This is a genomic window from Gemmatimonadota bacterium (genome assembly GCA_016712265.1).
Classification (GTDB): domain Bacteria; phylum Gemmatimonadota; class Gemmatimonadetes; order Gemmatimonadales; family Gemmatimonadaceae; genus RBC101.
Genome location: JADJRJ010000030.1, coordinates 1,254,452 through 1,269,178, shown reverse-complemented (window position 1 = coordinate 1,269,178; position 14,727 = coordinate 1,254,452). Strand labels below are relative to the sequence as shown.

Sequence of the window (14,727 nt, the reverse complement as noted above, 5' to 3'; positions counted from 1 at the left end):
GTTGCCGCGCTCAACGCCTGCCTGGCACGAGGACGGATCGTTCGTCCGGATCCACCGACACCACACGCACCCTTTGCGTGGAGGTGGTCTCGCCGCCGATCAGCACCAGGCGATAGTCACCAGCCGCAACCGGCACGGGACGCGCGGCGTTGAAGCCGCCGCCACCCCCGCCGAATCCCCCGGGGCCACCGCCGGCACCGGGAGTCGGTGAGGTCAGCCGACGCTGCACCGCCTCGGGTGTCCCGCTGCTATCAGGTGCTGCGCGCGACTCGGCCGGGCGCGGATTGAAGCCACGAGGGAATCCCGGATCGGCGATGCCGGAACCGTCGACCGCCGTACCGCGGCCGCCCCCGCCCCCGCCAGGGCCGCCCGCCGGACCAGACAGGAGGTTCCACGTCACAGTGTTCAGTCCGGCACGATTGGGACCCGCGAGGCGAGCCACGGTGTCGCCGAGCGCATTCACGACGACGACCCGCGGTGCCTGCGGCAGCGGTTGTGCCAGGCGATAGGTGATCGATGCACCAGGTGGGGTCCGGTCGCCGCGCCACATGCGATGCGCCCGTGGCTCGGAGCCCACCGGGAATTCCCCGTACTGCAGGGCGACCGCCGGCTCAAAGAGGAACGCGCCCTTCGCGAGCACCTCGGTGTTCATCTGCTGGAGCGGCGCCACGTCGAGGATCTGGATGGCGCGGCCATGGGTGCCGGCGATCAGTTCGCGATCGCGCGGGTGGACCTGCAGGTCGTAGACCGGCACCGTCGGCAGGTTGGTGTCGAGCGGGAACCACGATTGTCCGGCGTCGAGCGACGCGTAGACGCCAAGCTCTGTCCCGATGTAGAGCAGTCGCGCGTTCACCGGATCCTGCCGGACGACGTAGACCGAGTTGGGACGATCCGTGGGGATCCCGGCGGCAAGGGAGCGGAACGTCTTGCCGAAATCCGTGGAAACGTAGACGTACGGCGTGAAGTCGTTGTCCCGGTGGTTGTCAAAGCTCACAAAGACGGTGGCGCTGTCATGCGGGCTCGGGTCCACCTTGCTGACATGGGTGCCGGCCGGCATCCCAGGAAAGCGCCCCGACAGGTCATCCCACGTCGCTCCGTCGTTCCGGGTGAGCCACACCTTTCCGTCGTTGGTGCCGACGTAGAGCAGGCCGGCGCGGATGGGGCTCTCGCCGATCGTGACGATGGTCGCGTTCTCCTCGGCCCCGGTCGCGTCGCGCGTGATCCCCCCGGTCGCGTCGGCCGCCGGGTTGGCGAGGGAATCAAAGCCGGTGGTGATCCGAATGACGTGTTCGCTGCGGGTGGAGAGGTCGGGAGAGATGGCGACCGGCTCCAGTCCCTTCTTCACGCTCTTGAAGAGTTTCTCGGCGCCACTGTAGAACACGTCCGGGTTGTGGCGTGAGAGGAGGAATGGCGTGTTCCAGTTCCAGCGCGTCGCGACATTGGGGTCGGCGAGCTGGCGGCGCATCTCGGTGCGGATGGAGTCGATCGATTGTTGTTGCGCCGGCGTGAGTGGCCGGGAGCCGTCGCCACGGATGCGGGCGATCGCCTGTCCGAACTGCGTCCGCGAGACGGTACGCGGCTTGATGTTCACCGTTTCGCCAGTGGCAACATTGCGGCGGGCGATGTTCCCACCCTGCGACTCGTAGTAGACAAACTCCGGGTTGATCGGGTCTTGCGCCGTCTGCAATCCATCGGCCGCGAATATGGCGACCCAGTCGGTCATCTGCAGCGGGGCGTTGCTCCGGCGACTCAATCCACAGGACGTCCCGTTGTCCTGCAAGCCGCCACACACGCGGTAGGGAACCTGGTAGTCGTAGGAGATGCCGTAGAACTGGCCCATGGCCATGTTGTTAATCGCGTCGAAACTCCCACCGCGGTCATAGGTCTGGAAGATGCCGGCGTCCCCTCCAACGATGAAATGCGACGGGTCGGCCGGGTCAATCCACATGGCGTGATAGTCTTCGTGAATCCCCATCATCCCCAGGCGCCAGGAACGGCCGCCATCCTCGGAGACGTTGAAGTCGACCGCCATCCGGTAGAGGCGGTTGTGGTTGGAGGGATCGACGCGGATTTGCGAGAAGTAGAACGGACGGTTGTTCGTGGTGTGTTGCCACGTCCAGGTCTTCCCGGCGTCTTCCGAGCGGTAGAGGCCACTCCGCAGCATCTGCGGCTTGGCGCCGCGGACACTGTCCGCCTCCACCATGGCGTACACGACGTCCGGGCGACTCGCGGCGATGGCGAGGGCGATGCGTCCCTTGGTGGTCGCGGGAAAGCCGCCGCCCTTGATCTCGCTCCAGGTCGTGCCGCCGTCGGTCGACTTCCACAGCGCCGAACCGGGTCCACCGGACTTGAGGTAGTGCGCCTTGCGGATCCGTTCCCAGCTCGCGGCATACAGCACGTTGGGATCCCGCGGGTCCATGACGAGGTCCACGAACCCGGCGCGATCGGAGATGAACTTGCTCTGCTTCCAGGTGCGTCCGCCGTCCGTGGTTTTGTAGAGCCCACGCTCGGGGTTGGTGCCCCAGAGGGCGCCGAGTGCCGCCACCCAGACCGTGTTCGGGTCGGTCGGGTGGATGATGATCTTCCCGATGTGCTGGGTCTTCTCGAGCCCGACCGACTGCCAGGTGATCCCCCCGTCGACCGACTTGTAGACGCCCCAGCCGGGCGCCACCGAGTTGCGCGAGTCCTCCTCACCGGTGCCGACCCAGATCACCTTCGGGTCACTCGGCGCAATGGCAATGTCGCCGATGCTGGCGATCGGGCCGCGCTCCCAGAGCGGGAAGAAGGTGTTGCCGGCGTTGACGGTCTTCCACAGGCCACCGGTCGCCCCCGCGACGTAAAAGGTGCGGGAGGAGCCGGGCTCGGCTTCGACGTCGGTGATGCGTCCCGCCATGTTCACCGGTCCGATGGATCGCCAGCGGAGCCCGGCTCGGGTGGCGCTGTCGGGGAGCTGTGCCCCGGCGGCGACAGCGCCGAAGGCGAGGAGGGCAGTGGCCTGGAGGATGGAGCGCATGGGCTTGGCGTGGGGAGTCTGGCGGGGGGCGCTGGACCTGATCTTACGCGCCAACACCCGGGTCCGCTTGCCGGCCCGTTTTCACTCGCCATCACACACGAAAGTCCCTTCCCGCGCCGATGTGATTGCTCCGCGGGCCGGGAGGCCTTGGCGTCTACTCCTGGCGTTGGTCGGGGAGGAGGCCGCGCGGGCCCGGTTCCGTCCGATCGCGGATGACCTCGACCTGATTGGCGATCGCGTCGATCGCCTGCTCAATCCGATCTATACGCCGATGCAATTCTGCCTCTTCACGCTCGCGACGAAGCATGCGTCCGTCGAAGTGCGTGAAGAGGTACAGCACGCCAATAACCAGGATGAAGGAAAAGATCATGGAGAGGTGCTTCGAGCCGTGCTTCGTGGCCCTCGTCGGTTCCGGCGCCTCGGAGTGTTAAACGACCGACTTTGAGCTTCGCCGGGAGGCGACCGTAACGCAACAGCGGTATCGCCCCGATGTGACCAGCCGGTGGAGGGCGGGATCAGGCGTCGCGCGTGAGTCATCGCGCAGCTGTTTCGTCGGCAAGATCGCGAAGGCCGTCGCGCTGCCTCCCGCGCGGTCGTGCTGTGAGGGGCGTAGGCAAGGAGGGTCAACCTTGTGCCGGCCGCGGACTGGAACGAGACGTTACACCAACCTGCTCCCCCGTCTCGCCGCGACTCAGGTCGCCCCCCACATGAGAGCGTGTAAATCCTCACGGTTTTGTGAACGGAATATCTATATCCTCCCAGCGTAGGGCGGCATCAGGCCAACGGTCGGCGGTCCGCGGTGCGGAGTGGCACGGCGCCTGAACTAACGACAGCTGGGTCCGGACCGGACCCATCCCCCAATGGAGAGTGGTCATGAGAGGAGTCATTTCCGTCGTCCTGATGGCCGCGGTATGGACCGCGGCCTGTGGCGAGGCAACAGATCCCGTGGCGGCCGGGCATGAACCGGCCGCTTCTGCCGTGCAAATGCCCGGGGCGTCACTGGTGCCGTCGATGTACGTGGCGGACTTCGTGTCTACGGCGGCCAGTGGCACCGATCTCAACGATGCCGGCGACGTGATTGGTCGCTCGTACACTGATCCCGGCTGCGGCTCGTTCTGCCTGCCTCCGCGCGAGAATGTGGTGTGGAGGGGCGGGACGCGGATCGTTCTTCCCCTGGTTCCAGGGTATGCGAGCAGCAGCCAATACCCGCTCTTCATCAATAATCAGGGGCTGATCGGCGGGGTGGTTGGCCTGATTGGCAGCAGTACCCGCGTGGCCACCTGGACCCCGAATGGGCTGACCTATACAGCGCAAAACCGGGGGACCTTTCCCGGGACGTCGAGCGCGGAGGTCGCGGGTCTGGACGAGCAGGGTCGCATGGTCGGTTGGGCGACCCAGGGGGGGGCAATCCCGTCGTTGACGGTCCCGTTCATGTGGTCGCAGGGCACCGGCATGGTGGACCTCAAGACGTTGGGGTACCCGAACGACAAGCCCGCCGCGATGAGCCCGGGGGGCAAGGTGGTGACGTGGAACTCCTGGTATCAGTTGGGGAATCCGGCGAGTGTCACTCCGCTCCCCGCTCCCCCAGCAGGCTTTTCGGGCGCGGGATCCAACGGGAGCGCGATTAACGACAACGGCGATCAGGCGCATTTCATGATCAGGCCGGTCCAAGGCCTGCGTTACCCCTTCCGCCTGTCAGCCAGCGGTACCTGGCAGCAACTCTCGAGCGTGGGCACCGGGAACCTGTCAAGCTCCGGGATCGGCTGGATCAACGCTGCCCAGGATGTCGGGTTGTCGGTGCAGAGCACCGCGATGATCGCTGCGGGCCCGACAGGTCTGGCGCAACCGTTGGCCCCGCTGCTCTCGCCGGCGTACGGGGGTGCGAGCGTCACCGGTGTGGGTGCAGCCAACAGTTCGGGCCAGATGCTGGCCTCGATCTTTCTCGGGCGCAGCGCGCGATTGATGAAGCTGACCCCGGCCGTGCCATGCGGTGCCAACTGCATCGTCGCCAGTGCGTTGGCCATGACCGGGCAGTTCGTGCAGGATCCGGCGAACCCGGGGAGCTGCTTCCAGGGCGGGAGCATGTACAATCGCACGACGGCGACCGTCACCCTCACGAGCGAGACTGGGGCTCCGCTGGCGAATGCCCAGGTGGTTGGACGGTTCATGGATGACTACTGGACGAACCGGACGATGAACGGGACGACGAACGCGGCGGGCGTCGTGACCTTCACCCACGTCGGGCTGTGCGGTGTTGGCGCGATTGCCTTCCTGGTGGATGGGGCAACCCACGGCTCGCGGACGTTCGATCGGACCCGGGGCAAGGTGACGGACTTCGTGATCCCGAGTGTGGCGCCGCCGACCAACCAACCCCCGGTCGCGCGGATTACCAAGAGCTGCAACAACACCACGCGGGCCTGCACGTTCAGCGGCACGGGATCCACCGACGACGTCGGCGTGGTCTCATACAGCTGGAACTTTGGCGACGGCGGCACCGGCACCGGCGCGACGGTCGCCCATACCTACGCCAGTGGGGGAGCGTACCCGGTGACGCTCACTGTCACGGATGCCGGGGGACTGACGGGCAGCGTCACCAGGACCCTCAACCTCCCCGGCGGGGGAACCAACCAGCCACCGGTTGTCGGCTGGACGGTAAGCTGTCTTCCCGCACCGGCGCACACGTGCACCGTGGATGGCAGTAGCTCCAGCGATCCGGACGGGACGATTGCGGCCTGGAGCTGGACCAACGGGAAGGGCGTGGTCCTGTCCACCGCGCCGACGTTCACGCGGAGCTGGCCCGGCCCGCGTACGCTGACCTGGACGCTCAAGGTCACGGACAACGGGGGCCTCACCAGCCAACTCACCAAGACGTTCAACGTGCCCTGAGCCGCACACGGCATTGCGGCCTCGTTCGCAGGTGCTGACCGCACCCGCAGGCGGGGCCGCGACGCGTATCTTTCCGGCTTGTCCTCGGGCGGAGGTGCCTCGTGCGCAAGCTGTTCGGCCTTTTGTGGGCACTGGGTGGCGCGGTGGCGGGGATTGTCATCGGTGCCATGGTTGCCCTTCTCATTGCGAAGGTCACCAACGCCTCCAATCGCGAGGGCGCGCACGGCTACTTCATGGTCGCGCTCGGCCTGGTGGGTGGACTCATCGGGCTGGTGACGGGTGTCGTGTTGTATGCCCGTTCGGCGCCGGCGGGCCAGGGCGGCAGCTACCTCTCGTCGGGGGCGTTGGGCGTGCTCGGCGCCATTGCGGCCGTCGTGGTGGCGACCTGGGCCTTCATGAACCTGCGCGAAGCCCCTCTGATGTACGGCGGGGCACTCGCCAATCTCGAGCTGGAGCTGCGGGTGAAGACGGCGAGCCTGCCGGCGACGTGGGACGCGAACACCTTCGACATTGAGGTGCAGACGTCGGGCACGCGCCCGGTCGCGACGGTGTTGTGGTCGGCGCGGCGCGTGGAAGGGGCGTACACGATCATTCCGGCAGTGCAGGGACCTGCATATCGCGCAGGAAATCGGTTCATCGTCGTGCGCCTTCGCGACCTGCACGATGAGATGTTCCGTCCACCGATGAAGCGGACCCCGGATCCCAGGGCCGACTGGAGCCCGTGGTATCCGCCCCAGTCCGTGGATCCGCCATATGGCGTGACGCCGCCGGAACCGCCCACGGCGATCCTGGAGCTCCGCTATCGTGTGCGGGCGTACGGGGATAACAGCTAACGTTTCCGTGCGCGCCGGGTTCGGCTCGACCCGTCGCTCCGGGTCCTGCACACCACGAGAAGGAGAAGTTCACGGGTGTCTCCTCGCACTGGGGAATGCCTGCTCCCCAGTCCATTTGGTGCGCGCTGGTACTACCCGCGCCGCAGGGCTTCTGACGGCTGAATCCCGCTCGCCCGCGCCGCCGGCGCCCAGCTCGCCACCAGCCCGATGGCCATCATGACCGCCGCCACGCCGACCAGGGTGATGGGGTCCCACGGCTCGACCTGGAACAGGTATCCGCGGATGACGCCAGCCAGGGCGAGCGCCCCAATGGTCCCAAGCAATAGCCCGAGGGCGACCAGGGTACCTCCCTCGGTCAGCACCATCCTCCGGACACTGGCCGGCGTGGCGCCCAGGCTCATGCGGATGCCGACCTCCGTGATCCGGGTGCTCACGGCAAAGGCGAGGACGGCGGCAATGCCCACGGCGGCCAGGAGCAGCGCCAGGGTGCCAAAGGCGCCCACCAGGGTGGCGTTGAGTCGTCGCGGGCCGACGCTCTCGTCCCGGATCGCGTCGACCGTCATGACGTTTTCGATCGGTTGTTGCGGCGACAGCGATCGGACGATTGCCCGCGCCGCCGTGGCGATCGAAGGCGCCGCCACGTCCGTGCGGAGCACGAGGCCGCCCGTCGGGAAGTCGCCCTGGGCAAACGGCAGGAACACCACAGGGACCGGCGCGGCATCGAGCCCGCCAGGAGGAGCCGCCGCAGCCGCCGCAGGCGCAGGGTACCGGCGCCAAGGGCGGCGCGTACCGTCAGCTCCTGTTCACGGCGCACCGTGCGCATCAAGGTGAGGTTGGCGACATTCGCACACCCGATGACCAGGATGAACACCGCGACCCCGACTAACAGTCCCAGTAGGGTGCTCGCGTCACGTCCCAGCACCTCGCGAAACGGCGTCACAGACACCGCATAGTTGGAGGCCGCATCGTAGACCTCGGGAAAGGTCGCCTGGATGCGCTGGCGAATCGTCGTGACTTCGGCACGCGCCTGCTCCACCGAGGCGCCTGGGGCCAGCCGAGCGATCACCTCCGTCATCCGGTGTGTGCGACCCTGCACCATGAGCGCGCTCACGTGGTGCTCACTGATCGACATGTTCATCAGGGCGTCAATACGCCCCGGAAAGAACGGCGCCGGTTGCAGGACGCCGATGATCTCGACCGACCGGCCCCCGATGCGCATCGTTCGGCCCACTACCGTGCTGTCACCACGAAAGTGCGACGCCCAGTAGCCATGGGTCAGCAGCACCACTGGTGCGGCGCCGGCCCCGTCGTCGCCCGTCGTGAACGGTCGGCCGAGGACGGGACGCAGCCCCATCACACTCAGGTAGTTGCCCGTGACCAGCCCCACATCGAGTTGAAACGCGTCCGCCTCCTCGACCGCGTTGAGCGTCAGCGGCGAATACTCGGCGATTTGCGCCAGCGTGCGAGAGCCGGTGCGCAGGTCCTCGATTTCCGGTACCGAGAAGGCAATGTTGCTTGCGCCAGGTCCAGCTGCGGATTGCCGCAAGTACATCAAACGATCGCCGTCCTGATGGGGGAGCGGACGGAGCACGACGCCACGAAGCACGCTGAAGATCGCGGTGTTCGCTCCGATCCCCAGGGCCAGTGTGAGGATCACGGCGACGCTGAACCCCCGCGCGCGTGTGAGACTTCTCCAGGCGAATGTCAGGTCGAGTGGCATGGGCGTCGATGGGACCAGACACGATACGTCGTCGAATCCCTGACCGCCACGTGCTAGCTACGTGACAACTGTAGTAACGAGGTGCTTCAATCCAGACGGTCAACCGGCGCGCGCTCGCGGGCCAGACGTACACTGGGCCCCGGAAGTGTCCCGGGGCCCAGCGCGCCTCGCATTGAACCGCGGTGACAATCAGCCGCCGCGCAGGTTTGGGTTGTTATCGCGCTCTGCGAGAGGCAGCGGATAACAGGTACCGCTCCCAACCGGCGAAAACCCGGCTTTGAAATAGACCGAACCCGGCACGGGCAGCGCGGTCATGTTGTTCGGATTCCGCCGCATGTCGCCTTGGCGCTTTCCCTCGAGCCAGAAGTCGAGCGATTTCTGCCACATCAGCTCGGTGAGGACGTCACTCGCGCCCGTTCCGCTGGCATAGGCGGGCAGGCCGTTGGCCGTGCGGCGGGCGGTGATCAGCGACAGCTGATCCGCAGTTGACCCGGCCTCGGCAGCGATATACTCCGCCTCCAGTTTGGACGCCACGCGGATGGGCGTGGTGAAGGCAGGGTACTTGTCCTGGATGAAGAACGCGCCTGATGAGGGATCCTGCGGCGTCAGCGCATGTTGCGTCGGCGCCTTGAACTTCACCCGGGGGTCCGTGATCCGGAACGCCGGCGCCACGCTGACGGACCCACGATCCAGGGTGAACTGCCAGAGTCGATTCCCCAGCCGATTGCGGTTCGCCAGGTCGTCGATGTACGCCAGGTTGAACACGAACCCGGCCGGCACGGCGTTCGCGTCCGCGAGCGCCAGCGCCTTGCGTCCGCCCTGCAAGTGCGCGCGCGCTCGTCCGACCAGGGCGGCGTTCGCGAGGGCTCGGGCATCGGCGGACCCGTTGGCATTCCCGATGGTGATGGCCCTCGTGAAGCTGGCCACGGCTGAATCCGTCAGGACCGCCGTGGTGAGTTCCGGTCCGGCATCGACCGTGCCTGAACAGAAGGTCTCGGCCATCAGCACGAACGAGTACCCGCGCCAGAGTGCGGTGCGGACGAAGTTGAGGTTCGTGGTCGGTGTCGGCAGCGCAAGCGACAGCACCAGCTGGGTGGACGCCGCGGCCGTGCTGAGCGTGCCCCAGAGGTCGGTGTTGAGGTTGCCGTTGCTTTGCTGCACGTCGCGCCGCCCGAACTCGTTGCGGGTGGGGAACGTTTCGGCGACCTGTGCTTCTCCGGTAAACCACGACTGGTACATGATCGACCAGCCGAGGGCGGCCGCGAAGTTCTGCTGTGCAGAGTTGGCCAATGTGGTGGCGTCAGCCACCGGATCGACGTTGTCGGCGTCGATCACGTTGGGATTGTCCACGGCCAGGAACTCGGTGCAGGCCATCAGCCCGGCGCATGACGCGCCGAGCAGGGTCCGCTGGAGTGTGGTATATGCAGTCATGGGATCGCTCAGAACGAGAGGTTGAGGCGCAGGATGGCGCGCCGCGGGTTCGGCAGCGTAAAGAAGTCCGTGCGGTTGAAGTCGTTGTTGGCGGCCGAGACGACTTCGGGGTCGAATCCTTCGTAGTCGCTCCAGAGGCCGAGGTTCTGGAACGCGATGCCGACCGAAGCTGCGTTGACCGGTCCCCAGCGGGTGATGACGGAACGGGGCAGGGTGTACGTGGCTGAGACTTCGCGCAGGCGGATGAAATCGCCGGGCTGCAGATAGGCGTCCCGGGTCTCATTGACCGTGGTGGCCTGGCCGTTAAGCTGAACAAAGGCCGCCTGCCCCGCATTGGGGTTGCCATACCGTCGCAGGCGCTCCAGCGCCGAGAGCCGCGTGGGATCGAGGCGATTGTTGCTGCGCACGACTTGCGTCTCGCGGAAGAAGTCCGCGTTGTTGAAGACGGTGAAGTCCTGCTTGGTGTCGACCAGGGCGACCAGCCGCAGGTTGCGGAACAGGGTCACCGTGTTGGTCAGTCCCGCCTCGAGCGTGGGCCACAGGTTACCAACGACCTCGAACGTATCTGCCACCGTCACGACGCCCGTCTGTTCGTTGATCGACTTGATACGCTTGGACACGAAGGCGCCAGGCTGGAACCCGGTCGTGAAGCGGTTCAGGGTATTGAACGGGGCGACCTCTCCGAGCGAGGCAATCCGGCTGTTCAGGGTGTTCATGGCCAGCCGCGATTCCCAGTCGAAGTTCTTCGAGCGGAACAGCGCGGCGTTGACGGAGACCTCCCATCCACTGTTGCGGACTTCCCCGATGTTCACAAACGGATTGGCGAGGAAGCCCTGGGACGGGGGGAGCGGACGCTGCAGGAGGACGTCCCGGCTGCGCTTGTCGAAGAAGCCCACCTCGAGCTGGACGCGGTCACGCAGCATGGTGATGTCGACACCGGCTTCGAACTCGGTGCCCTTTTCCGGGCGCAGCTTCGCGTTGCCGGGGCTGAGCGGGACGGCACCGGGCTCGCTGATGATCGACTGGCCGTTCACGACGGCATTGGGTGCGGCCGTCAACGTCGTGAGGGCGGCGCCCGGGAGGGGCGCGCGTCCCGTGGTGCCGAACGCGGCGCGAAGACGGAACGATCCAAAGGTGGACGCCAGGGGTTCGAACCAGGACTCGTCGCTCACGACCCACGACGCACCGACCTTGGGCAGGAAGATCGGGTCCGTCTCGGTGCCGAACGCCGAGAAGTCATCGTATCTCGCGCCGAGCTGCAGGAAGAGGCGGTCCCGCCAGCCGAGTTGCAGTTGACCCAGGGCGCCCACCTGGCGGGTCTCGTTGAACTGCTGGTTGGAAGTTGTGGTGGACGCAGAGCCGATGACGTTGGAGCTGTTCGTCGTGAATCCCTGTCCCGTGGCGGCCAGGGAGTCGGTCCGCGTCACGATGGCTTGTGCGCCCACCGACAGGTTGACGGCGAGCTTGTCCTCGGAGAGAAAGCGACGATTGATGTCGGCGATGTAGTCCGCGGTAAAGCGTTGCGCGTTGAGGCGGGTCTGCGTGTTGTTGCCCGTGTTGAGCAGGCCGGCGTATTGACCCACCGCATTCCGCGGGAAGTAGCGGGTGGCTTCATCCTGCACGAGGTCAGCGCCCAGGGTCAATCGGTTCTTGAGCCAGGCGGCGGGGAGCCAGGTGCCGCTGGACGTCAGGATGTTGCGTCGCGTCGTGACGTCGTTGTCGATCGCGGAGATCGCCGGCACTTGTCGAGCGAAGCCGAACCAACCATCCTGTCCGGGCTGGCCGTCGTCACGTCGGGTGAGCGGCGAGCCGAGGAGCGCACCACCGAGGTACCCGTAGATGTTGTTGTCGTTGTCCGGGACGATGGAAGTCGACTGCAGCGTCTGGATGCCCGCCTCGATGGTCAGGGCCGGCGTCGGGATGAAGTTGAAGTTGGTGCGGACGCTGTACCGCTTGAACTCATTGTTGGGCAGCACGCCGAGATTGCGATCCGCCCCAACCGACAGGAAGTAGCCATAGTTCTGGCCGCCGCCGCGACCGCTCCAACCGAGCAGGAGGTCCGATCCGGTGCGGAAGGCCTCGCTGCGCATGAGCGGGTTGTCCGAAACGAGGGTGCCCACGGCCTGCCCGCGGCACAGGGGATTGGTGCTGCTCGCGGCGACGAGGGCCGCGGTGCATGCGCCGTAGTTGCTGGGCGGCGTGAAGTTGCGATCGACGTTGCCGTACTCCGACCGCAGCGTCTGCTGGAACGAGTTGGAGCCGACGCGCCCGCGCTTGGTGATGATCTGGATCACGCCCGTGGAGGCGTCTGCGCCAAAGAGCGTGGCCGCGGCCGGACCCTTGACCACCTCAATGGACTCGATGTCATCCGGGTTGAGGTCATTGAGGCGATCGGTGATCTGTCCACCCGTGCCCAGGTTGGACGATGTCTCGACGACGCGCACGCCGTCGATAAAGACGATCGGACGATTCGCGAGCGAGATCGACGCCGGACCACGGACGCGGATCGAGCGCGAGGCGCCGGCCTGCCCGGAGGCCGCGTTCACGGAGACGCCGGCGACGCGTGATTGCAGCAGGTCGTTGACCGTGTTGATTGGTGCGCCGGCCTTGATGTCGGTCGCACTGATGGAGGCGACCACGGCGGACTGCGCCTTGCGTTCCTGGTTGCCCACGGTACCGGTCACCACGACGTCCGACAGGGTGGTGAGGGTGGCCGCAAGAGTGAAATCCTTCGTGACAGATTGTCCGGCCGCGACCTGCAGGGTGTCGGAGGATGCCCGGTACCCGATCCGCATGGCCGAGAGCTGTACGCGCCCGGGACGCAGGTTGAGCAGGCGATACTCCCCACGTTCGTTGGTGATCGTCTCGAGCGTGGTGCCGACGACGACCACGCGTGAGTCGGCGAGCGGTGCGCCGGTGGTGCGGTCGGTGATGCGACCCGCGATGGTACCGCCCGTTTGTGCGGCAGTGGGACTGCTGATGACCAGCGCGAGCGCGAACGCTCGCCAGGACCAGTGGGACAGACGAGGCACATGCATGGGACAGCTCCCGTGTGTGGAGTGCGCGGGACATGGGGGATGCCACGCGGCCGCGGATGGCGGCACTGCAATCACACGTGACCCGGACGGAACACCTAGGCGCGCGGGACGAGCGGACGGGATGGTGACACGAGCAGTGTCGAGGTGCCTGACGAGACGAGGGGGACAAGCCGCAACGGCTCGTCCCCCTCGGTGCCTTCGACCCGTGTCGTTGGCGACTACCGCACCGTCACGCGGATCACGTTCGAGGTATCGATCGCCCCGCGCGCGTCGGTGACCACCATCGCTACGCGGTAGGTGCCGGCGCGCGTGTAGGCACGGGTCGCACTGAGAGTGCCGGGGGCCGTCCAGGTCCCGGTCGTCTTCCCAGTGTTCCATCGCCACACGTACGGCCAGGGCCCGTCGCCCGCATCCGGATCGACCAGCGTCGCCTGGACGCCGAAGGTGCCGCCGACGGGGATGGTGGTGGCCGTGGTTGCCGTGATCGTGACGACGGGCGGCGTGTTCACCGGCGGCGGCGGTGCGGCTTGCTGGTCAATGCGTGCCACCGTTCCCCCACCGGTGACGAACACCCTTCCTTGCTGGCCAAAGGCGAGATCCACGGCATACCCAAACGGGATGAGCAGTGTCCAGTCGGCCGCCCCCGTTGACCCGAGCACCTTTACCACCCCCATCTGCGACATGTTGCTCGCCGCGAGGTACGCGTTGTTCGATGCATCCAACATCAGCATGCCATGGGCGAGGAGGCTGTGCGACGGGCCATCGGCGTCAAGATTCGTCCAAAGCAGGTTGCCGTTGGAGTCAAACTTGGTAAAGGCGGCGCCAAAGCTCCCGGCGGGATAGCCGGCGACCACCGGTGCATGATCGGTCCCGACCTCCACGCGTTGGCCACCGACGGGACTGCCACGCTGCCATAGCTGCACGCCGCTGGGGCCGAACTTGCGGAGGAAGCTTCCGGAGCCAGTCGTGTAGTTCCCGTTGATGAGGTAGGAATTCCCGGCGGCATCACCCGCGATATCGCCCACCGTGAGGCTCTGCACCCCCGCAAGCGTCCACAGCGTATTGCCGTTGCGGTCGACCTTGGTGAAGCCGTTGAGGCTCCCGAAGAGCGCCCGCGCAGCGACGACGAGGTGGCCATCCGCGCCCCACTTGACGTTGTGGGGTGCGCCGATGCCCGCCGGATCGAACCAGGTCCAGTCCGTGGAACCGTTAGGCAGGAACTTGCGGATCGAGGTGCGCGGCCCGGTCGGCGAGATGCCGAGGCCAAAGACATAGGCCGCCCCGCTGGCATCCACGAGCACCTTGCGTGTCGACGACCCATCGAACGGCGCGCCAAACACCTGGCGCCAGAGCAACGCGCCGCTGGGCGAGAACTTCATGAGCACGCTGTTCGCGTTGACCGGGTTGGAGTAACCGGACCGGATCGTGCCACTCACGAAAACGTTGCCACTCGGATCCGTCTCGACCCAGGTCGCGACCTCGTGACGGGTATTGTCCGTGTTGTCATAGCGCACCTCCCACAGGAGGGCGCCGTTCGCGTCACGCTTCGTCAGGTAGATGTCGCCAGCCGGATTGTAGTCCCAGTACGCGGTGTACACGTTGTCGGCCGCATCGTTGGCGACCGCCACGCCGCCGGGCGACTGGTACCACGCCGTGGTCGCTGTCGCGAGCGTGCCGACGTCGGCCAAGGGGGCCTCGGGTGCCATCAGACGGTCCGTTACGACGCGATCGGTGTCGGTACTGCACGCGAACAGCGCGGTGGTGCACACGCTGGCGACAAGGAATGGTCGGTGCTTCATGGGGGCC

At 66.5% G+C, this 14,727-nt stretch carries 9 protein-coding genes; 2 read left to right on the top strand and 7 right to left on the bottom strand.

All coding sequences use genetic code 11. The features are described from left to right. Nucleotides 1–10 precede the first annotated feature (10 nt). Together IPK85_20950 and IPK85_20945 are read right to left on the bottom strand one after the other, a co-directional pair. On the bottom strand, nt 11–3,013 hold the full coding sequence (locus IPK85_20950; protein ID MBK8249835.1) for a hypothetical protein: 3,003 nt from the start codon (nt 3,011–3,013) through the stop codon (nt 11–13). Between the two features lie 154 nt (nt 3,014–3,167). After that, nucleotides 3,168–3,383, bottom strand: coding sequence for a hypothetical protein (locus IPK85_20945; protein ID MBK8249834.1), 216 nt, complete (start codon nt 3,381–3,383; stop codon nt 3,168–3,170). Between the two features lie 503 nt (nt 3,384–3,886). Between IPK85_20945 and IPK85_20940 the strand changes: the two genes are divergently transcribed. Both IPK85_20940 and IPK85_20935 read left to right on the top strand, forming a co-directional pair. Continuing rightward, nucleotides 3,887–5,899 (top strand): PKD domain-containing protein, encoded by a 2,013-nt coding sequence (locus IPK85_20940; GenBank protein MBK8249833.1) that lies wholly within the window; start codon nt 3,887–3,889, stop codon nt 5,897–5,899. A 101-nt stretch (nt 5,900–6,000) separates the two neighbouring features. Next, nucleotides 6,001–6,732, top strand: coding sequence for a hypothetical protein (locus IPK85_20935; GenBank protein ID MBK8249832.1), 732 nt, complete (start codon nt 6,001–6,003; stop codon nt 6,730–6,732). 131 nt (nt 6,733–6,863) lie between these two features. On the opposite strand, the gene IPK85_20930 is transcribed toward IPK85_20935, so the two are convergent. The 5 genes from IPK85_20930 to IPK85_20910 all read right to left on the bottom strand — a co-directional run bounded on the left by IPK85_20930 (nt 6,864) and on the right by IPK85_20910 (nt 14,720). Beyond that, nucleotides 6,864–7,295, bottom strand: coding sequence for an FtsX-like permease family protein (locus IPK85_20930; protein ID MBK8249831.1), 432 nt, complete (start codon nt 7,293–7,295; stop codon nt 6,864–6,866). After that, the gene (locus IPK85_20925; protein ID MBK8249830.1) at nt 7,292–8,452 is read right to left on the bottom strand and encodes an ABC transporter permease; all 1,161 of its coding nucleotides are present in this window, start codon (nt 8,450–8,452) and stop codon (nt 7,292–7,294) included. Before IPK85_20925 ends, IPK85_20930 begins: the two co-directional genes overlap by 4 nt. A 189-nt stretch (nt 8,453–8,641) precedes the next feature. Beyond that, nucleotides 8,642–9,883: a hypothetical protein gene (locus IPK85_20920; protein ID MBK8249829.1), complete on the bottom strand. Its 1,242-nt coding sequence runs from the start codon at nt 9,881–9,883 to the stop codon at nt 8,642–8,644. Between the two features lie 8 nt (nt 9,884–9,891). Beyond that, a complete protein-coding gene (locus tag IPK85_20915; protein MBK8249828.1) occupies nt 9,892–12,921 on the bottom strand; it encodes a SusC/RagA family TonB-linked outer membrane protein in 3,030 nt (1,009 codons plus the stop codon). Between the two features lie 218 nt (nt 12,922–13,139). Further along, on the bottom strand, nt 13,140–14,720 hold the full coding sequence (locus IPK85_20910) for a hypothetical protein (GenBank protein ID MBK8249827.1): 1,581 nt from the start codon (nt 14,718–14,720) through the stop codon (nt 13,140–13,142). Between the last annotated feature and the right edge of the window lie 7 nt (nt 14,721–14,727).